Annotated in this window: 18 protein-coding genes; 10 read left to right on the top strand and 8 right to left on the bottom strand. The window is 67.1% G+C overall.

All coding sequences use genetic code 11. The annotated features are described in order from the left end of the window. Both ppx and OCW50_RS13005 read left to right on the top strand, forming a co-directional pair. A complete protein-coding gene (ppx, locus tag OCW50_RS13010) occupies positions 1 to 1,521 on the top strand; it encodes an exopolyphosphatase (RefSeq protein ID WP_262267594.1) in 1,521 nt (506 codons plus the stop codon). A 114-nt stretch (positions 1,522 to 1,635) separates the two neighbouring features. Continuing rightward, complete coding sequence (locus OCW50_RS13005; RefSeq protein WP_173948213.1) at positions 1,636 to 2,259, top strand: 2OG-Fe(II) oxygenase; 624 nt, start codon at positions 1,636 to 1,638, stop codon at positions 2,257 to 2,259. A gap of 123 nt (positions 2,260 to 2,382) precedes the next feature. On the opposite strand, the gene rnd is transcribed toward OCW50_RS13005, so the two are convergent. From rnd to OCW50_RS12980, 5 genes are all read right to left on the bottom strand, one after another. Next, complete coding sequence (gene rnd, locus OCW50_RS13000; RefSeq protein WP_262297810.1) at positions 2,383 to 3,543, bottom strand: ribonuclease D; 1,161 nt, start codon at positions 3,541 to 3,543, stop codon at positions 2,383 to 2,385. A gap of 158 nt (positions 3,544 to 3,701) precedes the next feature. Further along, on the bottom strand, positions 3,702 to 5,879 hold the full coding sequence (locus OCW50_RS12995) for a peptidase domain-containing ABC transporter (RefSeq protein WP_262297809.1): 2,178 nt from the start codon (positions 5,877 to 5,879) through the stop codon (positions 3,702 to 3,704). Next, positions 5,876 to 7,126 carry an HlyD family secretion protein gene (locus OCW50_RS12990; protein WP_262297808.1) on the bottom strand — a complete coding sequence of 417 codons (1,251 nt, stop codon included), beginning with the start codon at positions 7,124 to 7,126 and terminating at the stop codon, positions 5,876 to 5,878. Before OCW50_RS12990 ends, OCW50_RS12995 begins: the two co-directional genes overlap by 4 nt. Positions 7,127 to 7,248: 122 nt before the next feature. After that, the gene (locus tag OCW50_RS12985; RefSeq protein WP_262267600.1) at positions 7,249 to 7,629 is read right to left on the bottom strand and encodes a hypothetical protein; all 381 of its coding nucleotides are present in this window, start codon (positions 7,627 to 7,629) and stop codon (positions 7,249 to 7,251) included. Between the two features lie 171 nt (positions 7,630 to 7,800). Beyond that, positions 7,801 to 7,944: a hypothetical protein gene (locus OCW50_RS12980; protein WP_262297807.1), complete on the bottom strand. Its 144-nt coding sequence runs from the start codon at positions 7,942 to 7,944 to the stop codon at positions 7,801 to 7,803. Between the two features lie 843 nt (positions 7,945 to 8,787). On the opposite strand from OCW50_RS12980, the gene aspS reads away from it, so the two are divergent. Further along, entirely contained in the window at positions 8,788 to 10,596 is a 1,809-nt protein-coding gene (gene aspS, locus OCW50_RS12975) for an aspartate--tRNA ligase (RefSeq protein WP_262297843.1), read from the top strand. After that, positions 10,593 to 11,447 (top strand): glycosyltransferase family 2 protein, encoded by an 855-nt coding sequence (locus OCW50_RS12970; RefSeq protein ID WP_262297806.1) that lies wholly within the window; start codon positions 10,593 to 10,595, stop codon positions 11,445 to 11,447. Before aspS ends, OCW50_RS12970 begins: the two co-directional genes overlap by 4 nt. A 116-nt stretch (positions 11,448 to 11,563) precedes the next feature. Here the strand turns inward: OCW50_RS12970 and OCW50_RS12965 are convergent, their stop codons facing one another. Beyond that, positions 11,564 to 12,184: a CatB-related O-acetyltransferase gene (locus OCW50_RS12965; RefSeq protein ID WP_262297805.1), complete on the bottom strand. Its 621-nt coding sequence runs from the start codon at positions 12,182 to 12,184 to the stop codon at positions 11,564 to 11,566. Between the two features lie 99 nt (positions 12,185 to 12,283). Between OCW50_RS12965 and OCW50_RS12960 the strand changes: the two genes are divergently transcribed. Continuing rightward, the gene (locus OCW50_RS12960; protein WP_262297804.1) at positions 12,284 to 14,587 is read left to right on the top strand and encodes an NADP-dependent malic enzyme; all 2,304 of its coding nucleotides are present in this window, start codon (positions 12,284 to 12,286) and stop codon (positions 14,585 to 14,587) included. A gap of 413 nt (positions 14,588 to 15,000) precedes the next feature. Here the strand turns inward: OCW50_RS12960 and OCW50_RS12955 are convergent, their stop codons facing one another. Continuing rightward, on the bottom strand, positions 15,001 to 16,860 hold the full coding sequence (locus tag OCW50_RS12955; RefSeq protein WP_262297803.1) for an aq_1923 C-terminal domain: 1,860 nt from the start codon (positions 16,858 to 16,860) through the stop codon (positions 15,001 to 15,003). 80 nt (positions 16,861 to 16,940) lie between these two features. Further along, positions 16,941 to 17,267, bottom strand: coding sequence for an iron-sulfur cluster insertion protein ErpA (gene erpA, locus OCW50_RS12950; RefSeq protein WP_262267606.1), 327 nt, complete (start codon positions 17,265 to 17,267; stop codon positions 16,941 to 16,943). Between the two features lie 88 nt (positions 17,268 to 17,355). Here erpA and OCW50_RS12945 point away from each other — a divergent pair, with 88 nt between their 5' ends. The 5 genes from OCW50_RS12945 to OCW50_RS12925 all read left to right on the top strand — a co-directional run bounded on the left by OCW50_RS12945 (position 17,356) and on the right by OCW50_RS12925 (position 24,037). Then, positions 17,356 to 18,570, top strand: coding sequence for a deoxyguanosinetriphosphate triphosphohydrolase (locus OCW50_RS12945; protein ID WP_262297802.1), 1,215 nt, complete (start codon positions 17,356 to 17,358; stop codon positions 18,568 to 18,570). Between the two features lie 264 nt (positions 18,571 to 18,834). Continuing rightward, on the top strand, positions 18,835 to 20,595 hold the full coding sequence (gene argS, locus OCW50_RS12940; protein WP_262297801.1) for an arginine--tRNA ligase: 1,761 nt from the start codon (positions 18,835 to 18,837) through the stop codon (positions 20,593 to 20,595). A gap of 107 nt (positions 20,596 to 20,702) precedes the next feature. Continuing rightward, positions 20,703 to 22,118, top strand: coding sequence for an SPOR domain-containing protein (locus tag OCW50_RS12935; RefSeq protein ID WP_262297800.1), 1,416 nt, complete (start codon positions 20,703 to 20,705; stop codon positions 22,116 to 22,118). Positions 22,119 to 22,176: 58 nt separating this feature from the next. Beyond that, positions 22,177 to 23,196 carry a beta-N-acetylhexosaminidase gene (nagZ, locus tag OCW50_RS12930; RefSeq protein ID WP_262267610.1) on the top strand — a complete coding sequence of 340 codons (1,020 nt, stop codon included), beginning with the start codon at positions 22,177 to 22,179 and terminating at the stop codon, positions 23,194 to 23,196. A gap of 40 nt (positions 23,197 to 23,236) precedes the next feature. Further along, entirely contained in the window at positions 23,237 to 24,037 is an 801-nt protein-coding gene (locus tag OCW50_RS12925; protein WP_262267611.1) for a segregation and condensation protein A, read from the top strand. Position 24,038 lies beyond the last annotated feature (1 nt).

Here is a 24,038-nt window from a genome sequence, read left to right as displayed (position 1 = left end):
ATGCAGGCCGTAAGCCAGGAGGCTCAGGGACGGCTCAAGATCGGCCGTCCCGTGGCCATCATCGACATCGGGTCGAACTCGGTGCGCCTCGTGGCCTACGAGGGCCTCTCCCGCGCCGTCACGCCGATCTACAACGAAAAGGTCCTCTGCGGCCTCGGACGCCATGTGGCGACCACCGGCCGTCTGGACGACGAGGCGGTCGACCGGGCCCTGCGGGCGCTCGACCGGTTCCGGGTCCTCTGCGACACGATGCAGGTGTCCGAGGTCTTCGTCCTGGCGACCGCCGCCGCGCGCGACGCCTCCAACGGTCCGGCCTTCCTGGAGGCGGCCGCCCGGGCCTGCGGCCGGCCGATCAGCCTGCTCTCCGGCGCGGAGGAGGCGAGGGCCTCGGCCCTCGGCGTCGTCGCGGGCTTCCATGAGCCGGACGGCATCGTCGGCGACATGGGCGGCGGCAGCCTGGAACTCGTGGAGGTCCAGGGCTCGCAGGTCGGGCAGGGGGTCACCATGCCCCTGGGCGGTCTCGCCCTGCAGGATCTCAGCGGCGGCTCGCTGAAGCGGGCCCAGAGGATCGTGCGCGAGACCCTGGAACGCGCTCCCGAATACCTCGAGAACCTCCATGGCCGCACGTTCTACGCGGTCGGCGGCACTTGGCGCGCCCTGGCGCGGCTGCACCAGGCGGCGCGGGACTACCCGCTGCACGTGATGCACGGCTATCTCATCGACCCCGACGACGGGCTCGACTTCCTGCGTCTCGTCGAGGAGGCCGATGCCAAGACCCTCAAGGACATCGAGAGCGTCTCGGAGGCCCGCCGACCGCTGCTCGCCTACGGGGCCATCCTGCTGGAGGAGATCATCCGGCTCGGCCAGCCGGTCGAGGTGGCCATCTCGGCCTTCGGCGTGCGCGAGGGCGTGCTGTTCGACCGGCTCGATCCCGAAACGCGCGAGCGCGATCCTCTGCTCGCCGCCGCCAGCGACCTCAATCTCCTGCGCTCCCGCTCGCCCCGCCACGGGGTGGAGCTGTGCCAATGGACCGAGGCCTTCATTCGGAGCCTGGGCCTGCCGGAAACGGAATACGACACCCGGCTCCGGCGCGCCGCCTGCCTCCTGGCCGACATCGGCTGGCGTGCCCACCCGGACTACCGGGGCGAGCAGAGCCTCAACCTGATCGCCTACGGGGCCTTCGCCGGGCTCGACCATCCGGGCCGCGCCTATCTCGCCCTGTCGATCTTCTTCCGGCACGAGGGCCTGTCTCCCGACAAGGTCAGCTCGCGCATCAAGACGCTCGCCGGTCCGCGCCTCCTGGAACGCGCCCGGCTGCTCGCCGCCCTGATGCGGGTCGCCTATCCGGTCTCGGTCGCCATGGAGGGCGTGCTGCCCGAGGCGCCCCTCACGGCCCGGGGCAGCCAGATCGTGCTGCGTCTGCCGGCCCATCTGGAGCCGCTCGCCAACGAGCGCCTGTCGGGCCGCCTGCGGGGGCTGGGCAAGCTTCTCAACATGGATCCGGTCATCGAAATCATGTGAAACGGGCGGGCGGGCGCGTGCGTCGCTGTATCCCATCGCCAAGATGGGTTTACAGTGCCATTCGCTGCGCTACTGTCCAACCCGCAAGAGAACACGCACCAAGGGGAAATGACCATGGAACTGGTCGACCTGACAGCTGTCCGCAACGCCGACCGCTCGAACGAGCCTTACGATTATCTTCTCGCATCCGGCGTCCTGAAGCAGGACAAGATCGACGAGCTGCGGCGGGACTTTCCCGCCATCGACAAGCCCGGCTACCTCACCGTGGACGAGGTCAAGCTCCAGGGGCGCTTCAAGCAGCTCATCGACGAGCTCGAGGGTCCGGAGCTGACCGAGGAGCTGTCGAAGAAGTTCGGCATCGATCTGCACCCCTATCCGCGCCTGACCACCATCATGAAGAAGTCGCAGCCGAAATACGGCGCCATCCACACGGACGGCCCGTCCAAGGTCATGACCATGCTGATCTACATGAACGACGAGTGGCAGCAGGACGAGGGCGGGCGCCTGCGCGTGCTCTACGACGAGAAAAACTACGACCGCTACAAGCTGGAAGTGCCGCCCGTCATGGGCACCATGTTCGCCTTCCTGCGCGCCGACAATTCCTGGCACGGCCATCTGCCCTTCGCCGGCGAGCGCCGCGTGGTCCAGATCGCCTGGGTGAAGAGCCAGGCCGACGTCGACCGCAAGAAGAAGCACAACAAGCTGGCCCAGGTCTTCAAGGGCATTTTCGGGCGCTGAGTGCCGCCATGACGTCATCACCGGCCTCGTGCCGGTGATCCCACGCTGAAAGGCGCCGGGCCTCACCTTGTCGGGACGGCCGGGCAAGCCCGGCCATGACGAGGGGCAATGGACTTCGAGGCCTCAGGCCTCGGCAATCGTCCTCAGCTTCACCCGCCCGCGCTCCAGCACCAGCCCGAGCTCTCCGTTCTTCAGGGCGATGGCCTTGTCGCCGAACAGCCTGCGACGCCAGCCGTGCAGGCTGGGGACGTCGGCGGTGTCGCTGTCGGCGATGGCTTCCAGCTCCTCGACCGTGGCGATGATCTTGGGCGCGACGCCCTCCTGCTCGGCCACGGCCTTGAGCAGGACCTTCAGCAGGTCGACCACCGACCCGGTATTGGAACGGCCCCGGCTGCGCTCGGGCATGGGGATCGTCGCGGGATCCCGGGCCAGCGCCCGCTCGACCGCTTCGAGGATCTCGCCGCCGGTCCGGGAGCGCTCGAAGCCGTTGGGGATGGTGCGCAGACGCCCCAGGGCTTCCACGCTGCGGGGGGCCGAGGTGGCGATGTCGATCACCGCGTCGTCCTTGAGGATGCGCCCGCGGGGCACGTCCCGCGCCTGGGCCTCGCGCTCGCGCCAGGCCGAGACTTCCATGAGCACGGCGATCTCGCGCGGCTTGCGGAGCCGCCCGGCGAGGCGCCGCCAGGCATTGGCCGGATCGGCCTGATAGGTCTCCGGCGAGGTGAGGATCGCCATCTCCTCGGCCAGCCATTCGAGGCGGCCGTTCTTCTTCAGCTGGTCCAGCAGCGCCTCGTAGACCTTCACCAGATGGGTGACGTCGGACAGAGCGTAGGTGAGCTGCGCGTCCGTGAGGGGACGGCGCGACCAGTCGGTGAAGCGGGAGGACTTGTCGATCTTGGCCTTGGCGAGATCGTTGGTGAGCTGTTCGTAGGAGACCGAGTCCCCGTAGCCGCACACCATGGCGGCGACCTGGGTGTCGAAGAGGGGTTCGGGCACGATGCCGCCGAGGTTCCAGACGATCTCGAGATCCTGACGGGCCGAGTGGAACACCTTCACCACGTTGCGGTCGGCCATCAGGGCCATGAAGGGCTCCAGGCTGATGCCCTCGGCCAGCGGGTCGATGAGATACGCTTCCGCAGGCTCGGGGCTCGCCATCTGGATCAGGCAGAGCTTGGGATAATAGGTGGTCTCGCGCAGGAACTCCGTATCGACGGTCACGAACGGATGCTGGCTGAGGCGGTTGCAGACGGCCGCCAGGGCGTCGGTGGAGGTGATCAGATCCATGAAGCGTACATAACCCATCGGGCCAGAGCCCGCGAGTCCGCCGTGGACCGATCGTCCTATTGTCCGAGGATAAGGTAAAACCGCCCCCGGGCGAAGGCCTTGGCGGCATGTTACTCCGTTTGTTGAACGTTACTGCGTTTGGATGCCGCCGCGCTCCGTCAGGCCCGGCCGAATCCGGCCACGCCGCCCACGGACTGCCGGGCCGCTTCGGCAAAGGCGAGGGCATCGCCGTCCATCGGCGGCGAGACCCGGCCCTCCCGCAGAACTACGATCCGGTCCGCCGCGCGGATCGTCTCGGGCCGATGCGCGATGACGATGCGGGTGATCGCGAGACCGGCCAGTGCCCGGTTGACCTCCCGCTCCTTGTCGAGGTCGAGATGCGAGGTGCCTTCATCCATGAAGAGAATGCGGGGGCCGCGATACAGCGCCCGGGCCAGCAGGACGCGCTGGCGCTGGCCGCCCGACAGGACGGTGCCCATGTCGCCGACGAGCGTGTCGTAGTTCATGGGCATCGCCATGATGTCCTGGTCGATCCCTGCGAGCGTCGCGCATTCACGCATCCGCTCGAGATCGATCCGCGCGTCGAAGAACGCAATGTTCTCGGCAATGCTGCCTGACAGGAGCTGGTCGTCCTGCATCACCACGCCGACCTGCGACCGGAAGCACCGGACGCCGAAATCCTCGAGGGGCGTGCCGTCGATCAGCACGCGGCCCTGCGTCGGCCTGAACAGCCCCAGCATGATCTTGAGCAGTGTCGTCTTGCCGCCGCCCGACGGCCCCGTGATGGCGACGAACTCGCCGGGCTCCACCGTCAGGGTTGCGCCCGACAGGACCTCCGGCTCGGTGTCGGCGTAACGGAAGCCGACGCCCTCGATCGCGACGGCGCCGGCGACCTGTCGCGTCACGAGGCTGCCCCTGTCGCGGTCGTGCTCCCGTTCGGCGAGGGCGATGTCGGACAGCCGGTCGAGATGGAGATCGAGCATGCGGTACTGCATGCCGATCTCGATGAGGTTGGTGGCCTTGCCGAGGAACTGCTCCTTGTAGGCCATGAAGGCATAGAGCATGCCGATGGTCATGTCGTTCGCCAGGACGGCCCTTGCGCCGAGATAGACCACGAGGACGTTCTCGATGCCGGCAATGAGGTCGTTCGCCGTCTTGAAGCCGATGGTGAAGCGGCCGTGACGAATCCCGCGGCCGAGGGCCTCCGCATGGCGGTTCTGCCACAGGGCTTCCCGATCGGCCTCGCGTCCGAAGATCTTGATGCTCTGGATCGCCCGCGCCGTCTCGATGAACGTGGACTGCTCCCGGGCCGAGGCCTCGATCGCGTCCTCCTGCCGCTGACGCAGGCTCCGGTAGAGGGCGAGGCGGACAAGGCCGTAGAGGGCGAGCCCCGCCAGCACGATGCATGACAACATCGGGCTGTAGATCAGGATCATCACCAGGGTGAGCGTCGCCATCACGCCGTCGACGAAGGCGGCGATCAGCCCTTCCGAGATCAGCCGCTGGATCGGCTCCGCCGACCGGAACCGCGACACGAGATCGCCGATATGCCGTTTCTCGAACCAGCCGAGGGGCAGGCGTACGAGATGATGGAACAGGGTGGCGCCCATCTGGAAGTTGAGTGCGCCGCTCAGGAAGAGAAGCACGTGCGCACGGAGCCAATCCGTCCCGACATGGATCAGCGTGAGAAGCCCGAAGCCGAGCGCCAGGGCGGTGAGGAGGCCATGGTCGCCCTTCACCACCGCCTCGTCGACGGCGATTTGCATGTAGAAGGGCGCGGCGAGCACCGTCGCCTGCAGCAGCCCCGACAGAACGAGCGCCTGGACGAGCGCGCGCTTGATCCCGTGCATCCGTCCCCACAGGGAGGAGAGGTTCAGGCGCGAGGTCTCCTTGCGGCGCTCGAAGGAAGCGGTCGGGGTCAGTTCCAGGGCAATGCCGGTGAAGTGACGGCCGAGTTCGTCGTGGCTCAGGGTCCGAATGCCACTGGCGGGGTCGTGCACCGTCACCGTCCGGGCGCCCACCCGTTTGAGCACCACGAAGTGGTTCATGTCCCAATGCAGGATGCAGGGCAGCCTGATGCGGCCCAGCTGATCGGGCTCGAGGCGAAGGCCCCGGCCCGTCATGCCCAGGCGCTCGCCCATGACGAGCACGTCCTTGAGGGTCACGCCCTTGAGCGAGATCGAGAACAGGCGGCGCAGCGCTGCGAGGTCGATCTCGCGGCCGTGATAGGTCGCGATCATGGCCAGGCACGCGAGACCGCATTCGGACGCTTCGGACTGGATGATCGCCGGCAGGCGCGGCGCCCCGAAATAGTCGAGCTGGGCGAAAACCCTCACATCCGCCCCTGGGCGCTGATGAGCGGCTCGAACAGCCATGCGGCAAGGGAGCGGCCTTCCAGAACGATATCGGCCTTGAGGGTCATGTCCGGCTGAAGGGCGACCTGCCGCCCGAAGGCGTCGATGGCCTGCCGGTCGAGGCGCGCGGTGACGCGATAGGCGGGCTCGGAGAGCGTGGTCTTTCCGATCACCTCATGGGGTGAGAGCACGGCCTGCGACACGGTCGCGACGCTGCCGCCGATCGTTCCGAAGCGCTGATAGGGAAAGGCATCGACCATCAGCCGCACCCGCTGGCCCACCGTCACGAAGCCGATGGAGCGGCTCGGAACGAAGAGTTCGGCGTGCCGGTCCGCGTTGTCCGGCACGAGGGTGAGGAGGGGCTTGCCGGAATCGACGGTCTGTCCGGGCGCAGCCTGGAGGGCGGTGACGCGCCCGGTGATCGGGGCCGTGAACACCTGCGCCCGCTGGGCCAGCGCCTCCGCCCTCTGCCGTTCCCGATCGGCGAGGTTGAGGCGCAACTGCGCCAGCCGCTCGACCTGGCGAACCGGCAACTGCTCGCGCTCGAGCTCGGTCCGGCCGAGGTCCTTGTCGGCTTCGGCCAGCTCCCGGTCGATCTCGGCCAGGGACTGGCGGCGGGAGAGCAGGGCGTCGTCCTGCTCCTGCAGGGCCGCCCGGGTGGCGTGTCCCTGTTCCGACAGGCGGGCGACGGCATCGCGCCGGTCCTCGGTGACCTGGATGCGCTCGGCCATGAGACGCCGCTGGACCACGAGGGCCTCCCGCTCGGCCGCCACGGCCCCGATGGCCGCATCAAGGCGCCGGATCTCGTTGTCCGTGCGGGCGGGGTCGGCTCGGATCTGCTCCTTCAGCACCTCGACCTGCGTTTCGAGCGAGGCGAGGATGGCATCGTCGAGGGTCCCGCCGGCCTCGAGCCCCTGACGGGACGCGATCGTGAAAAGCGGCTGGCCCGCCGTGACCCGGTCACCGTCCTGCACCGTCACGGTGGTGAGGATCCCGTTGCGCCATGGGACCATGCGCACCGTGCCGCCCGCCACCACGATTGCCCCGGGGGCCGTTTCCTTGCGGGCATACTCGGCCGTGGCAAGGAACAGAACGACGATGGCCGCGCAGGCGATGAGAAAGCCGCCGAGGAGATGCCACGAGAGGGGCGCGGCTGGAAGCGACACGGACGAGTGCTCGCCCATGGCTGCAGTCACGGCCTGTGGCCGGAACAGGGGCCGATGTGCCACCACGATTCCCCGCGCAACATGATAACAAGACTATGTTGCAGAAATGGCCGGGCGGCACAAGGTCGTGCGCGAAACCGGATCGCCCTCCGCAATCCGTGAGGAGCAGGATCGCGCGGCGCCAGTTACGCGCCGGGCTGGACGCGAGCGAGGTGCTTCCTGCGCGCCTTGGCTTGGCGCTCGGCGCGCTTCATGAGCCAGTCGAGGATGTTGTGCTCGACCACGAGGCCGGTTTCCGCATCCTCCAGACGCTGGATCCGGTCGACCCTGAAGCCGCGATAGCCGTCCTCGGACAGGATGTCGATGCCGCCGAGCAGCATCTTGCCTGGACCCACCTTCAGCTCGCGCGCCAGCACCCAGCGCCGGCTCGCGTTGCCGGCCTGATCGACATAGTCGAGCTCCAGCGCGCCTTCGAACGGATAGACGTGCCAATTGCCCTCGATCCGCTCCTCGACGGGAGCGTTCCGGGCCGGTCTCAGCAGGGATGTGGCAAGGGTGTTAACCATAGGGAGAATATGGGAATTCACCCTTTGTTCTTCAAGGATTCCGGGCGTCCGGAGAGGGAAAATCCCGCGGAAATCCACGTCCATGTCCGCAGGGAGCCGTGGGTGTCCGAGGGGTACTCTAAAGCATCGAACCCAAAAGTGGACTTGCACTTTTGGGATCCATCCGATGCTCTAGGGCTGCTGCGACAAGGCCATGGCGCCAGCGTCCATCAGGCGTGCGAGGGCTGCAAGCAGGAGAATGGCGGAAAGGACGGCGCTCGCGACTAGGACGAACTGAAAAAAATACTCGACGAGATCCTCAGGCGACCGCTTCATTGCACCCTCGCTTAGAACCCTTCTAGAGAGGTGCTCGGGTGGATGCCTTAACCTGTGTTAGGGCCAAGCCTCGCGGCGCTGCGAAGGTTGATGGCCCGGCTCATGGGCGCGAGGCCTGAACCGGACAATCGTAAAAGGCCGCCGTTGCCTTGTCGCAGACGAGAAGTCCTCCCGGGGCACGATGTGTTCCGGCGCACACGAGAAGGGGGTACTCCCGGGGGGACCATTGTGAGGAATCGCCTAGCAGGACAGAATTCCCGTCATCTCCTCGACAGGTGACGCCATGCAGGCCCTTTTCATCGCCTCCCTCTATCTCAGTGTGACCCTCACGACCTTCATGCTGATCGTCAGCCTGACGAATCTCGCGAGTCCGGTTATCGGCCTGACGATCCACTGATCGACGGCAGGGATCGGGAAGCAGGGCGTGAGCGTGTTCATCCCGACACCGGCGCAGGTCTGAGGCCGTCCCGCCCTGAAACCCTGCTCGTCATGGCCGGCCAGTCATCACCCGCCTCTCGCCGGCCATCCCGATGCGGCGGAGAGAGGCGCGCTTCGCAAGCGGGATCACCGGGACAAGCCCGGTGATGACGTGACAGGGTGTCGGGACCCGCCACCTCGATCGGGACGGCGCAGCGCCCCGCAGCGGTGGGATGACCGGCACAGGCCCGTGACGACCAGGGACGGTGGGGGCGCAGGGGTGTCGCGGATCGTCGGGCGGCCCGGCTCCTCACCCCCCGTGAGGGCGCCCGCCGGTCACATTTCATCCTTCCGCCTTGACTTCCCCGGGCTCCCATGGATGTTGCGCTTCAAACCGAACCAGCAGGCTTTTCCATGTCCGCCTCCATGCACCGTTACCGTTCCCACACCTGTGGCGCGCTCCGCGAATCCGATGTCGGCCAGGTCGCCCGGCTCTCCGGCTGGTGTCACCGCATCCGTGACCATGGCGGCGTGCTTTTCATCGACCTGCGCGACCATTACGGCATGACGCAATGCGTGATCGATCCGGATTCTCCGGCGTTCAAGCAGGCGGAAGCCGCGCGGTCGGAGTGGGTGATCCGGGTCGACGGCAAGGTGCGCAAGCGGCCGGCCGGCACCGAGAACGCGGAGCTGCCCACGGGCACAGTCGAGGTATACATCACCGACATGGAGGTGCTGGGGCCTGCGGCCGAGCTGCCGATGCCGGTTTTCGGCGATCAGGATTATCCGGAGGAGACCCGTCTCACCTACCGGTATCTGGATCTGCGTCGCGAGAAGCTGCACGCCAACATCATGAAGCGCGGCGCGATCATCAACAGCCTGCGCTCGCGCATGCAGCAGAGCGGCTTCTTCGAGTTCACCACGCCGATCCTGACGGCCTCCTCGCCGGAGGGCGCGCGTGACTTCCTGGTGCCGTCGCGCATCCATCCCGGCAAGTTCTACGCCCTGCCGCAGGCGCCGCAGCAGTTCAAGCAGCTGATCATGATCTCCGGCTTCGACCGGTACTTCCAGATCGCGCCCTGCTTCCGCGACGAGGACCCGCGCGCCGACCGCCTGCCGGGCGAGTTCTACCAGCTCGACGTGGAGATGAGCTTCGTCACGCAAGAAGACATCTTCCAGACCATGGAGCCGGTGATCCGCGACACCTTCAAGGAATTCGCGGAGGGCAAGCCGGTCACCGACGTCTTCCCGCGCATCCCGTATTTCGAATCCATGCTGAAATACGGCAACGACAAGCCCGACCTGCGCAACCCGCTGATCATCGCGGACGTGTCGGAGGTGTTCACCCGCGAGGACGTGACCTTCAACGCGTTCAAGAACGTGATCAAATCCGGCGGCGTCGTGCGCGCCATCCCGGCGCCGGGCGCAGCCGCGCAGCCGCGCTCCTTCTTCGACAAGCTCAACGATTGGGCCCGCACGGAAGGCGCGCCCGGCCTCGGCTATATCGTGTTCGAGGAGGAGGCCGGCCAGATCCAGGCCAAGGGCCCCATCGCCAAGTTCATCCCGGAGGCCGCTCAGGCGGTCATTCGCGAGAAGGCCGGCATCGGGGCGGGCGACGCGGTGTTCTTCTCGGCCGGGGCCGAGGACAAGGCGGCTTCGCTCGCCGGCAAGGCGCGCACCCGCATCGGCGACGAGCTCGGCCTCATCGACAAGGACCGGTTCGAGTTCTGCTGGATCGTCGATTTCCCGCAATACGAGTGGAACGAGGACGAGAAGAAGATCGACTTCTCGCACAACCCGTTCTCCATGGCCAATGTCGATCATGACGCCTTCATGGCCCTCGACCCGGCGGACAAGGACACGATCCTCAAGATCACGGCCTTCCAGTACGATATGGTCTGCAACGGCTACGAGATGGCCTCGGGGTCGATCCGCAACCACCGTCCCGACCGGATGGTGAAGGCCTTCGAAATCGCCGGCTACGGCGAGAAGGAGGTCATGGAGCGGTTCGGCGGCATGTACCGGGCGTTCCAGTACGGCGCCCCGCCCCACGGCGGCATGGCGGCCGGAGTCGACCGCATCGTGATGCTGCTCTGCGGCGCGCACAACCTGCGAGAGATCACGCTGTTCCCGATGAACCAGAAGGCGGAAGACCTCCTGCTCGGGGCGCCCTCCGAGGCGACGCCGAAGCAGCTGCGGGAGCTGCACATCCGGCTGAACCTGCAGGAGAAATGAGCGCTCGTGACGTCACCGCCGTCGTCGTGACCTTCGACAGCGCCCATGCGCTGCCGGAGTGTCTCGGTGCGCTGGCGGCGGACGGCGTCCCGGCGCTCGTGGTCGACAACGCCTCGACGGACGACACGGTGACCATCGCCGAAGGGCAGGGCGCGCGCGTCGTCCGCAACGCCCGCAACCTGGGCTACGGCCGCGCCAACAACATCGGCGTGCGGGCGGTCGGGACGGAATTCGCGCTCATCGTCAATCCGGACTGCGTCGTCGACCGGGGCGCGGTCGCGGCCCTCGTCGACGCGGCCCGGCGCTATCCGGACGCGGCGTTCTTCGCCCCGCGGATCGTGGAGCCCAGCGGGCGGGTGTTCTACCAGCCGCGCTCGCTGCTCGCGACCTCGCTGACCAATCCCGGCGGCCGGCTCGTCCTGCCCGAAGGCGAGGCCTGTGCGCCGTTCTTCTCGGGCGCCTGCTTCCTCATCCGCCGCGACGTCTTCCTCAAGCTCGGCGGCTTCGACGAGAACATCTTTCTGTTCTACGAGGACGACGACCTCTGCCGCCGGGTGGCGGATTCCGGCTCGGCGCTGATCTACGTCCCGCAGGCCGTCGTGCGGCATGGACGCGGCCGGTCGAGCGGCGACAAGCCGGGCCGCATCTTCACCTCCCGCTGGCACCAGGCCTGGTCGCGGGCCTATGTGAGCCGGAAATACGGCCTGCCGAACCCGGCACCCGGCATGGCGGCGGTCAACGGGCTGAAAGCCGTCGCCGCCAGCCTGACCTTCCGGCGCAAGCTGATCGAGCGCTATGCCGGCTCCGCCGCAGGCGCCTGGGCGGCGATGCGGGGCAGAAAGGCGTTCTGATCCGCGATCCGGTCGCTCCTCGCGTTACGGCTGGCCCTGTGCTGGCCATCCCGATCCGGTCAGACGCGGCGCCTCGAACAATCGGGATCACCGGGACGAGCCCGGTGATGAGGAGCCTACGCGCATTGCGTCCGCAGCACCTTCACGGCCGCGATCAGCTCGCGGATGCGGTCGCTCTGCAGGAGCGGGATGAGGGTCGCGATCTTGTCCCGGGGCAGGTCCCACCAGCGCGCGTCGAGAAGCGCCGCGATGGCCTCCTCGTCGAAGCGGTAACGGATCACCTTGGCCGGATTGCCGCCGACGATCGCGTAGGGCGGCACGTCCCTGGTCACGACGGCATGGGCCGCCACCACGGCGCCATGCCCCACGGTCACCCCTGACATGATGATGGCGCCGGAGCCGAGCCATACGTCGTGCCCGATGGTCACGTCGCCGCGTGAGGTGTGATAATCCTCGCTCCTCAGCGCGGCCGGCCAGAGGTCCCGGAAGGCCGAGAAGGGATAGGTCGTCCCCCAATCCGTGCGGTGGTTGCCACCGAGCAGGATCTCCACCTTGTCGGCGATGGAGCCGTAGCGCCCGATGGTCAGCTTGCGGCCCGATTCCGGAAACCGCACCTTGGGCTTACCGTAGGTGAATTCGCCAATCTCGTAGCCATGGCGTTCCGCCATGCGGGCCAGGTGGACGCGGGTCTGATTGTGCGGGTTGCGCCAGTTCTTCAGGCGGTGCCGGAGCTTCATCGTGCGACCACGCAGGCTGAGACAAGAACATTGACGGCAGGGTGAAGGGCGCGCACAAGGGCCTCCAGGTTCGTTCGGGCAGTGCAAGGAGCGTCGGGGATGGGAGACAACATCTCGCAGGATCTGAAATCGGGAGCGATGTTCTACCATCAGCATCCGCGTCCCGGAAAGCTCGAGATTCAGCCGACCAAGCCCCTCGGCAACCAGCGCGACCTGGCGTTGGCCTATTCTCCCGGCGTGGCCGCCCCCTGCGAGGCGATCGCCGCCGATCCGGCCGAGGCTGCCAATCTCACCTCGCGCCAGAACCTGGTCGCGGTGATCTCGAACGGCACGGCCGTCCTGGGCCTCGGCGACATCGGCCCGCTCGCGTCGAAGCCCGTCATGGAAGGCAAGGCGGTCCTGTTCAAGAAGTTCTCCGGCATCGACGTGTTCGACATCGAGCTCGCCGAGAAGAACGTGGACAAGCTCGTCGAGGTGATCGCAGCCCTCGAGCCGACCTTCGGGGGCATCAACCTCGAGGACATCAAGGCGCCGGAATGCTTCGAGCTCGAGGAGCGGCTCAAGGCCCGCATGGGCATCCCGGTCTTTCACGACGACCAGCACGGCACCGCGATCATCGTGGGCGCGGCGGTGACGAACGCCCTGGAACTCGCCGGCAAGCGCATCGAGGACGTGAAGATCGTCACGTCCGGCGCCGGCGCGGCGGCGCTCGCCTGCCTCAACCTCCTGGTCTCGCTCGGCGCCAAGCGCGAGAACATCTGGGTCACCGACATCAAGGGCGTCGTCCATGAGGGTCGCAACGAACTCATGGACCGCTGGAAGTCCGCTTACGCTCAAGTCACGGATGCGCGCACGCTCGCCGACGTGATCCCCAACGCGGACGTGTTCCTGGGCCTTTCGGCCGGCGGCGTCCTCAAGCCCGAACTGCTTGCCCAGATGGCCCCGCGCCCGCTGATCATGGCGCTCGCCAACCCCTATCCGGAGATCATGCCGGAGGAGGCCGAGGCCGCGCGGCCCGACGCGATGATCTGCACCGGGCGCTCGGACTATCCGAACCAGGTCAACAACGTCCTGTGCTTCCCCTACATCTTCCGCGGCGCGCTCGACGTGGGCGCGACGACCATCAACGAGGAGATGAAGGCCGCGGCCGTGAAGGCCATTGCAGGCCTCGCCCGCGAAGCCCCGTCCGAGGTGGTGGCCCGCGCCTATGGCGGCGAGGCGCATCCTTTCGGGCGCAAGTCCCTGATCCCGAGCCCGTTCGATCCGCGCCTCATCCTGCGCATCGCGCCGGCCGTCGCGAAGGCCGCGATGGAGTCCGGGGTCGCGACCCGTCCGCTCGCGGATCTCGACGCCTATGCGGAATCCCTCGGCCGCTTCGTGTTCCGTTCCGGCTTCATCATGAAGCCGCTGTTCTCGCAGGCGAAGGCCGGTCCGAAGCGTGTCATCTATGCCGAGGGCGAGGACGAGCGCGTTCTGCGCGCCGTGCAGGTCATCGTCGAGGAGGGGATCGCCAAGCCGATCCTGATCGGGCGCCCCAACGTCGTCGAAGCCCGCATGAAGCGCTTCGGCCTCTCCATGGAGATCGGACGTCACTTCGAGCTGGTCAATCCGGAGGATGATCCGCGCTACCGCGATTACGTGGCCACCTACGTGGAAGCGGCCGGCCGCAAGGGCATCACGCCCGACGCGGCCCGGACCCTGGTGCGCACCAACAACACCGTCATCGGGGCCCTCGCCGTGAGACGCGGGGACGCGGACGCGCTGATCTGCGGGCTCGAAGGCCGGTTCCAGTCCCGCGTCAAGCACATCAAGGACATCATCGGGCTCGCTCCCGGGGTCCACGAGATGGCGGCCCTGTCGCTCGTCATCACGTCGAAGGGTGCCTATTTCCTGGCCGACACCCACGTGCAGATCGATCCGACCGCGGAGCAGATCGCCGACATGACGATCGCCTGCGCGAGCCATGTGCGCCGCTTCGGCATAGAGCCCAAGATCGCGCTCCTGTCGCACTCGGATTTCGGCGCAGCCGACAGCCGCTCGGCGCTCAAGATGCGGGAAGCCCTGGCGTGCATCACCGAGCGCGCACCCGACCTCGAGGTCGACGGCGAGATGCAGGCCGACTCGGCCCTGTCCCAGATGATCCGTGAGCGCGTGAATCCCAACTCGCGCCTGAAAGGCGAGGCGAACGTGCTCATCATGCCGAACCTGGACGCGGCCAACATCGCGTTCCAGTTCACCAAGGTCCTGGCCGACTCGCTCCCGGTCGGCCCGATCCTCATCGGCCCGGCCAAGCCCGCTCACATCCTGACTCCGTCCGTGACCGCCCGCGGCATCGTCAACATCACGGCCATCGCGGTCGTTGAGGCGCAGGCCGCCGAAGAGGATCAGCCGTCGCTGATCTGATGCCGTGAACGTCCGGATGAGCCCTCGTCCGGACGGGCCCGAGGGCATCCCACCCCGGTCATCACCGGCCCCGTGGCGGTGACCCCGGTCCTCTCAGGCGCAGAGCCTGACGGGCCGGGATGGCCGGCACAAGGCCGGCCATGACGTGGGAGGATGTTCGCACCGGCCCATCCCACCCTCCACGTCATCAGCGGGGCTCGTCCCGGTGATCCCGATCGGAAGAGCGCGGCGCCTCACCGGATCGGGGTGGCCGGCACGAGGCCGGCCAGACTTCGGAGGGGATCACTTCGGAGGAGATCACTTCGGCGGGGATCACTTCGGACGGGATCGCGAGGTGGGAGGCGATAGGGGCCGCGAGGAAATGGGGCGAAGCGGCCCGGGCTCGTCGCGATGCTGACGCGGAAGGGCTGCCGTCACTCCGCCTTCGCGCTGACGTTGAGCTTTTCGAGAATGGCCTTGGGGTCCTGCACCACCATGGCTTCCGCGACGCCGAGGCCCGATGGGTCCTTGGGCGTCGCACTGACCGAAAGTTTGCCGGGCTTGGCAATGAAGCGGGCGATCGCCTGGCTCAGGGTCTGGGCCTGTTCGGAACTGCCGATCATCGCGGGCACCACGAAGGCCGCCGCCGCCGCATAGGTGCGGCGCAGGGATTCGGGCGTCGTCTTCTGCTCCTTGGCGATCTTGGCCATGTAGCGCTCGAACAGGCCCTTGTTCTCGACCGAGAGGTCGAGGGCTTTCGCCCTGGCGCCGACGAGCGCCACCGTGGCGAGCGCCGTGTCGGGGTTGAAGAGATCCCGGCCGACATTCCCGATGCGGCCCGTCAGGCCGAGATTGCCCATGTCCTGACCCTGGAACGAGACCTCGCTGAGCGCGATCTCGCTCGCAGCCTCGTTCCAGGTGGCGGCCGCGAGGAAGGAGACGTCGATGGTCTTGTAGCCGAGCGCCACGAGTTCCTTCACGCCCTCATCCTGGCTGTTCGACGGCAGCGCCATCGTCAGGTTCTGCAGGCCGAACCTGAAGTTGGTCGGGATCGCGTTCATGGGCTTGTCGGCGGTCAGCTCGAACCCCTTCAGACCGGCCTGAACCTTGACCTTCCTGCCGTCGTCGTCGGTGCTCCCGTCGATGGAGACGCCCTGCAGGCGCAGGGTGCCGAGGGTGGGGACGAGACTGCGCATCGTGGCGGGATCGAGATCGTCCAGGGACTTGCCCTGTAGCGATCGCAGGCCCTCGAGGGTCTGGCGGAACGAGAAGCCCGTCAGGCTCAGGCCGTCGAGCTTGACGTGGTTGTCCTTGCCGGAGAACTCGAAGCCTTCCCATCGCATGTCGGCAGGCTGTGATTCCGTGCTGCCCGTATAGGCGATCCGAGCGATGCGGCCTTGGCCCGGCTCGCCCTTGGTCTTCGTGTTCACCTCGACCCCGGAGGCCTCGATGGAGCCGATCTGGAAAGCGTCGAGCAGGTCCGCGAGAGCCGGGAAGAAGCGGGCCTGATCCGCGGGCGAAAGCTCCTGCCGTTCGGCCATCTCGGTGAAGAGGCCGAAGGTCCCGTTCCAGGAATCCCGTGTCTGCCGCCCCATGAAGTCCCGGCCGCTCATACGCGCGACCCTGAAGCTCACATTCGCCTCGCCATCGGTCACGTCGATATTCTCGATTGCGAAGGCGCCGTAGATCTTCGCGAAGGGAGCCGACGTGCTCTCGGCTTTCGCCTCGTACAGTCCCGCGAGTGCCGGCAGATCGAGATCGCTCATGGTCGCGCGGCCGTTGCTGACCACGAGGCTTCCCTTGGCGCGCTTCGTCTCGGCGCCCGTCGCCTCGATGAGAGCGGAGCCGATCCGGCCCTGGACCACATCGGTCAGCGTGGTGTTCCGGTAGGTCGTTGTCTGGACGTCCTGGCCGAAGGTCTGCTTCACCCGCGCTTCCGGAATCAGGATCTGCTTCACGCTGATGCGCTTCAGGCGGCTTTCCATCGGCTCGGTCGAGGTCGAGGAGAACAGCGCCTCGAGATCGGCCCGCGAGGAGGAAATCCCGGAAAACTCGATGCGCTTGGCCTCGTAGGTCGCGGACCCGAAGGTGAAGCTCACATTGTCCAGAATGAGGCTGTCGGCGGATTGCGCGAAGGCCGCGCTCCACAGAGGAACCTTGACGGCGCCCACGGCGATGCGGGGGCCAGCCGTATCCACGACAAGGTCACGAAGCAGGGCCGGCTCGAACTGCAAAGCCGCCGAGCCGGCCATCAAGGCGAGTGCGCAGGTCCCTGCGCGATAAGAAAGTCTCATCCTGTCCCCCAAACCGGCGAATCCACCGCCGGCCAATCTGGAATGAATTCGCCGGGACAATAGGACGTTACGTAACGATTTTACAACGAGAACGAGGTGCCGCAGCCGCATGATGCGGTCGCGTGGGGGTTTTCGATCTTGAAGGACTGGCCGATCAGGTCGTCGACGAAGTCGATCACCGAGCCGTCCATGTACTGGATCGAGACCTCGTCAACCACAACGGTCGCGCCGTCCTTCTCGATCACGAGATCGTCGTCCTGCCGGGTCCGGTCCACGTCGAAGGCGTACTGAAATCCCGAACAGCCGCCGCCGTTGACGCTGATTCTCAGATGGGAGCCTGCCGGCTCCGCAGCCATGATCTCGTTGATGCGGCGGGCGGCGCGGTCGGTCAGAATGATACCGGTCATGGGCACTTCCAGTCCTGGGCGGGACATATTCTTTGGACAAGGTGTTATGACCAAGGTAAGTGCGCCCTGACAAGGCTTCAACCCGGGGATGACCGTGCGGCCCTTTGGAGAGAGATGGCGAGCCTCTTACGCCTGTGATCCCTGGGGCAGCCGCGGACGGCTCTACCCCGAGGCGGTTTCGCCCACGCGCAGCGACTTCCAGCGCGACCGGGACCGGATCATCCACTCCTCGGCCTTCCGCCGGCTCAAGCACAAGACCCAGGTCTTCGTCTATCACGAGGGCGACCATTTCCGGACCCGCCTGACCCATACCATCGAAGTGAGCCAGATCGCCCGGGCGCTCGCCCGCTCCCTGGGGCTCGACGAGGATCTCGCCGAGGCCCTGGCGCTCTCCCATGACCTGGGCCACACCCCGTTCGGCCATACGGGCGAGGACACGCTCGACGAATGCATGGCCGGCTTCGGCGGCTTCGACCACAATGCCCAGGCCCTGCGCGTGGTGACCCGTCTGGAGCGTCGATACGCGGAATATGACGGGCTCAACCTGACATGGGAGACCCTCGAGGGGCTGGTCAAGCACAACGGCCCTCTCCTGGACGCCGAGGGGCGCCCGACCCTGCGCTATGCCGCCCGCGGGGTCCCGCTGGCGATCCTGGAGTACAATGCGCAGCAGGATCTGGAACTGGCCACCCATGCCGGGGGCGAGGCTCAGGCGGCCGCGATCGCCGACGACATCGCCTACGACGCCCACGACATCGACGACGGGTTGCGGGCCGGCCTGTTCCGGATCGAGGAGCTGCGCGAGGTGCCGTTCCTCAACGGACTCCTGACGGAGATCGACGCGCGCTACCCGGGCCTCGATCCCTCCCGGCGCATCCACGAGCTGACCCGCCGGGTCATCACCCGCTTCGTCGAGGACGTGGTGGCCGAGGGCGACCGCCGGATCGCCGCCCTGGCTCCGCGGAATGCCCAGGATATCCGCCGCGCCGGCGACACCATGGTGTGCTTCTCGAACGCCATGAAGGAGGCCGACGCCTCGATCAAGCGGTTCCTTTACGCCCGCATGTACCGCCACCCGGACGTCATGCGGGTCCGCGCCCAGGCCGACGACGTGCTGCGGGACCTGTTCAGGCGCTTCAAGGCCGATCCGGATCTGATGCCCGAGGAGTGGCAGGCGGATCTGCCGCGGGACGACGAAGCCCGCCTGTCCCGCCGCGTGGCGGACTACATTGCCGGCATGACGGACCGCTATGCCATCCTCGAACACCGGCGCCTGTTTGACGTAACGCCGGACTTGCGTTAGGCGCGGCTGCATCCTTCGCAACGGCCTCCCGGCCGCTCCGGGTCGAGGGCTCGAGCATCGGACGTGAAAAGTGGATCCACTTTTGGGATCGGATCCGATGCTCACTTCCTGAAGCGGCGCATCGTTCGGCGCGGACCCGGCGGGCCGCGCAAGCGACCCGAAGGGCCACGCTAGTGAAAACCGGGTCCACTTTTCCGCACGATGCGCTAATGAAGCGTTTGGTCGGCAGCGATCAGGGCCTGTCGCCCATTGAGATGAAGTACCATGAACATTTTCGGACTGTTTGAGAAGCGGGTTGCGGATGCGCTCGGCCGGTTGGCCGGCGAGGCGAAGATTCCATCGGGGCTGGACGTCAGCCGCGTCGTGGTCGAGCCGCCGCGCGATCCCTCCCATGGCGATCTCGCCACCAACGCCGCCATGGTGCTGGCCAAGGAAGCACGCATGAACCCGCGTGCTCTGGCCGAGCTTCTCGTCGCCGATCTCCAGGACGACCCACGGGTCACCCAGGTGGCGATCGCCGGGCCGGGCTTCATCAACATCCGGCTCGCGCCGGCCGTCCTGCACGAGGTTCTGCGGGCCGCACTCGTGGACACGGCCGGCTTCGGCCGGAGCGGGCAGGGGGCAGGCTCGCCGGTCAACGTCGAGTACGTCTCGGCCAATCCCACCGGCCCGATGCATGTGGGCCATTGCCGGGGCGCGGTCTTCGGCGATGCCCTGGCGGGTCTCCTGGACTTCGCCGGCTACAGGGTCACCCGCGAGTACTACATCAACGACGCGGGCGCGCAGGTCGATGTTCTCGCCCGCTCGGCCTATCTCCGCTACAAGGAGGCCCTGGGCCACCCGATCGGCGTCATCCCGGAGGGGCTGTATCCGGGCGACTACCTGAAGCCGGTGGGCGAGCGGCTGGCCAAGGAGCACGGCACAGCGCTGCTCGACCAACCGGAATCCGAGTGGCTGCCGCTCGTGCGCCGGACCGCCATCGACGCCATGATGGACATGATCCGGGACGACTTGGCCGCGCTCAACATCCATCACGACGTGTTCTTCTCGGAGCGGTCCCTCCAGCGGAAGCCTTCCGACCAGGTCCAGGAGCTCATCACGGAGCTTCGCGGCCGCGATCTCGTCTACATGGGCCGTCTGCCACCGCCCAAGGGCCAGAAGGACGAGGATTGGGAGGACCGGGAGCAACTTCTCTTCCGCGCCACCGCCTTCGGCGACGAGGTCGACCGCCCGCTTCTCAAGTCCGATGGTTCCTATACCTATTTCGCCTCCGACATCGCCTATCACCGCTCGAAGTTCGAGCGCGGCTTCGCCTCGATGATCGACGTGTGGGGCGCCGACCACGGGGGATACGTCAAGCGCATGCAGGCGGCCGTGAAGGCCGTGTCAGACGGCCGGGCCGCGCTCGACGTGAAGCTCTGCCAGCTCGTGAAGCTGCTGCGCGGGGGCGAGCCGGTGAAGATGTCCAAGCGCTCCGGCGACTTCGTGACCCTGCGCGAGGTCGTCGACGAAGTCGGCCGGGACGCCACGCGCTTCATGATGATCTTCCGCAAGAACGACGCCACGCTGGACTTCGACCTCGCCAAGGTGGTCGAGCAGTCGAAGGACAACCCCGTCTTCTACGTCCAGTACGCCCATGCCCGCTGCGCCTCCGTGTTCCGGCAGGCGGCCGAAGCCTTTCCGGGAGCCGATTTCTCGGCGGCCTACCTCGAGCAGGCCGATCTGTCGGTCCTGAGGGACGAGGCGGAGATGGATATCATCCACCGCATCGCCCAGTTCCCGCGGACGATCGAGGCTGCGGCCGAAGCCCATGAGCCCCACCGGGTCGCGTTCTACCTCTACGACCTGGCGAGCGCCTTCCATAGTTTATGGAATAAGGGCAAAGACTTGCCGCAATTACGCTTTGTTAATCTAACTGATAAAGATTCAACACAGGCGAGGCTCGCTCTCGTGCATGCCCTGAAGGGTGTGCTCGCATCTGGTCTCGCAATCCTGGGCGTCACGGCACCCGATGAAATGCGATAGTGTTTCTTGAGGCGAATCAATCGCTTACGAAGCATACGCGTCGGGTTCCGTTACGTCGTGCCGGCGGAGCAGCAGGTGCTCCTGTCGCGTAACTGGAGATCCGGCGCATGAGCGAATCACTGAAGCCCCGTTTTGCCGTCGACCTCACCGAGATCGAACGGCAACTCGCCCAGGCGGGCACCCCGCATTCCCAGCCGGTTCCCGCCGGGCGGACCGATCCGCTCGCGGAATTGGCCCGAATCGTAGGGCAGGACGACCCTTTTCAAGCCATTTTGGCCAATGACGGGTCCGCCCGCCAGCGGCCGCAGAGTTCTTCCGCCGACGATCTTTTCGCAGTCCGCGACATCATGCCGCAAGCCGGGCGGCCGGTGACGTCGCGGGCTCCTCAGACAGTGCTCGCAGGCCCTTCCTTCGAGCAGGGCTCGTATTCCCAAAGCACCGAGCCCGGCTACGCCCATCGGCCCGCCCACCAGGATCAGGACGGATACGGCAACGAGGCCTATGCCCAGGACTACTACGCCGATCAGGCCGGGCAGTATGCCGACCAGGACTATGACCGCGCTCCGGATTACGCGCCGGTCCAAAAAGGGCGCTCCCGCAAGGGCGTGGTCGCGATGGCGGCCGTGGTCGGCGCCCTGGTGCTCGGTGGCGGCGGCGCCTATCTGGCGTCCGGCTCGCCCTCGATCACAGGTGGCGAACCTCCCCTGGTGAAGGCGAGCAGCGAGCCGACGAAGGTGCAGCCGCAGAATCCCGGCGGCGTCGAGATTCCGAACCAGAACAAGCAGATCTACGAGCGTGCCAATCAAAGCGGGGCGACCAAGGTCGTCAACCGCGAGGAGCAGCCGGTCGACGTGCAGCAGGCCGTGCGCATGAACGGAAGCGCGGTCGCGGATGCGACCGGGGGCACCGTCCCGGGCGGCGTGGTCAAGCCTCATCAGACGGCCAGCCTGAACCTCGGTGAGCCGAAGAAGGTCCGGACCGTCACGATTCGTCCCGACGGGACGGTGGCGGGGTCCGAGCCGTCAGCGCAACCCACCTCGTCCGCCGCCATGACCCTGCCGCCGCAGGCCCAGGCGACTCCGACAGCCCGTGCGCCATCGGCTCCCGTTCAGGTCGCTTCGGCCCAGCCCAGGCCGGCAGCCAGCACGCCCGCGGCGCCCGCAGCCTCGACGCCGACGCCGCGTCCGGTCGCTGCGGCTGCCACCCCTGCGGCCACGCCGGCACCCCAGCAGGTCGCCTCGGTTCAGCCCATTGCTCCGGCCGCGGCGGAGACGACGCCGACGGGCGGCTTCTCCGTCCAACTCGGCTTGGCGAACTCGGAAGCCGCCGCGCAGACGGCCTTCGCGTCCTACCAGCGCAAGTATTCCGACCTGGAGGGCAAGCCCGCTCTCATCCGCAAGGCCGAGGTGAACGGAAGCACGATCTACCGGGTCCGCGTCGGGCCCCTGTCGAAGGAGGACGCCTCCTCCCTCTGCTCCAAGCTCCAGGGCCAGGGTGGACAATGCTTCGTGGCGAAGAACTGATCGAGCGTGGCCGCTGAGAAATGTTGACCCTGCCGAGCAGGGGCCGTAAGGCGCGGGTATGACAACCCGCGCCTTTATTGCTGGATGCTCCGGCCATGACCTCACCCCCGACGAGATCGCGTTCTTCAAGGAGGCGGAGCCTTGGGGCTTCATTCTCTTCCGCCGCAATGTGGAGAGCCCGGAGCAGGTGAGGGCGCTTTGCGCTTCCCTGAGGGACGCGGTCGGACGCGCGGATGCTCCGATCCTGATCGACCAGGAGGGCGGCCGGGTCCAGCGCATGGGGCCGCCGCACTGGCCGAAATACCCGTCCGGCAGCACCTACGGGCGCCTTCATGCCAACGACCCGCTGGTCCAGCGTGAGATCGCCCGGCTCGGGGCGCGCCTGATCGCCCACGACCTCCGGTCCGTGGGGGTTACGGTGGATTGCCTGCCGGTTCTGGACGTGCCGTCGCCTGGTGCGCACGACGTCATCGGCGACCGGGCCTACGGCAGGACGCCCGATCAGGTCGCCATTCTGGGCCGCGCGGCCGCCGAGGGGCTCATGGCCGGAGGGGTCCTGCCGGTGGTCAAGCACATGCCCGGCCACGGCCGGGCCGGCGCCGACAGCCACCTTGCCCTGCCGGTGGTCGAAGCCTCCCGCGAGGAGCTGGAGAGGCACGATTTCGCTCCCTTCCGGATGCTCACCGACATGCCGCTCGCGATGACCGCGCACGTGGTGTACACGGCGCTCGATCCGGACCACCCGGCCACGACATCCCGCATCGTCATGGAGGAGATCATCCGGGGCCATATCGGCTATGACGGGCTGGTGATGACCGATGACCTGTCCATGCGCGCTCTCTCGGGCTCGTTCCGGGACCGGACGGAGGCGGCCTTTGCCGCGGGCTGCGACATGGCCCTCCATTGCAACGGCAGCATGGACGAGATGAGCGGGGTGGCCGAGGCCGCCCCCGCGCTCGAAGGAGATTCCCTCCGTCGGGCTAACGCTGCGTTAGCTCGCATCACCCATGATCCGGAGCCGCTGGATCCTGTGGATGCCAGGTCCAGGCTCGATTCCGCGCTTGCGATGATCGCCTAAAGCTTATGAAGCTTCGAACCTCATGAGTTGAGCAAGGTCCATGGCAAACCCTTTACCCTTCGAGGATGTCGAACGCACGGAGCGGGCCGAGAGCGAGCCCACCCTGCTGGTCGACGTGGACGGGTTCGAAGGACCGCTCGACCTGCTGCTGGAACTGGCCCGGCGCCAGAAGGTGGATCTTCACCGCATCTCGATCCTGGCGCTGGCCGAGCAGTACATCGCCTTCATCGAGGAGGCGCGCCGCATGCGCCTCGAGCTGGCGGCGGACTATCTGGTGATGGCCGCGTGGCTCGCCTACCTCAAGTCACGCCTCCTGCTGCCCGAACCGCCGAAGGGCGAGGAGCCCAGCGCCGAGGATCTCGCCACGGCGCTCGCCCTGCGCCTGCGCCGTCTGGAGGCGATCCGCGAGGCCGCCAAGAAGATGGGGGAACGTGCCTGGCTCGGCCGCGACGTCTTCGCCCGCGGGGCGCCGGAGCCCGTGATCGTCAACCGGAATTCCCGCTACGAGGCGAGCCTCTACGATCTTCTCAAGGCCTATGCCCGGCAGCGGCAGATCCAGCTCAACGCCAGGGTGTCCCTGCACAGGCGGACCGTCTGGTCCCTGGTCGATGCGCGCGAGGCCCTGGAGCGCCTGGTGGGTCACCTGAGCGACTGGGTGACCCTCGATACCTATCTCGTGGAATTCATGGTCGAGCCTGCCATGCGTCCGACCGTCCTGGCCTCGGCCCTGTCCGCCACCCTGGAGATGGTGCGCGAGGGCAAGCTCACGGTCCGGCAGGATGAGGCCTTCGCTCCGGTCTGGGTCAAGCCGGTGGCGGATGCGGCCCCGGCAGGAATTTAGG

The sequence above is a fragment of the Microvirga sesbaniae genome, assembly GCF_025460805.1.
Lineage (GTDB): Bacteria > Pseudomonadota > Alphaproteobacteria > Rhizobiales > Beijerinckiaceae > Microvirga > Microvirga sesbaniae.
This window is presented reverse-complemented; position numbering and strand designations above follow the sequence as displayed.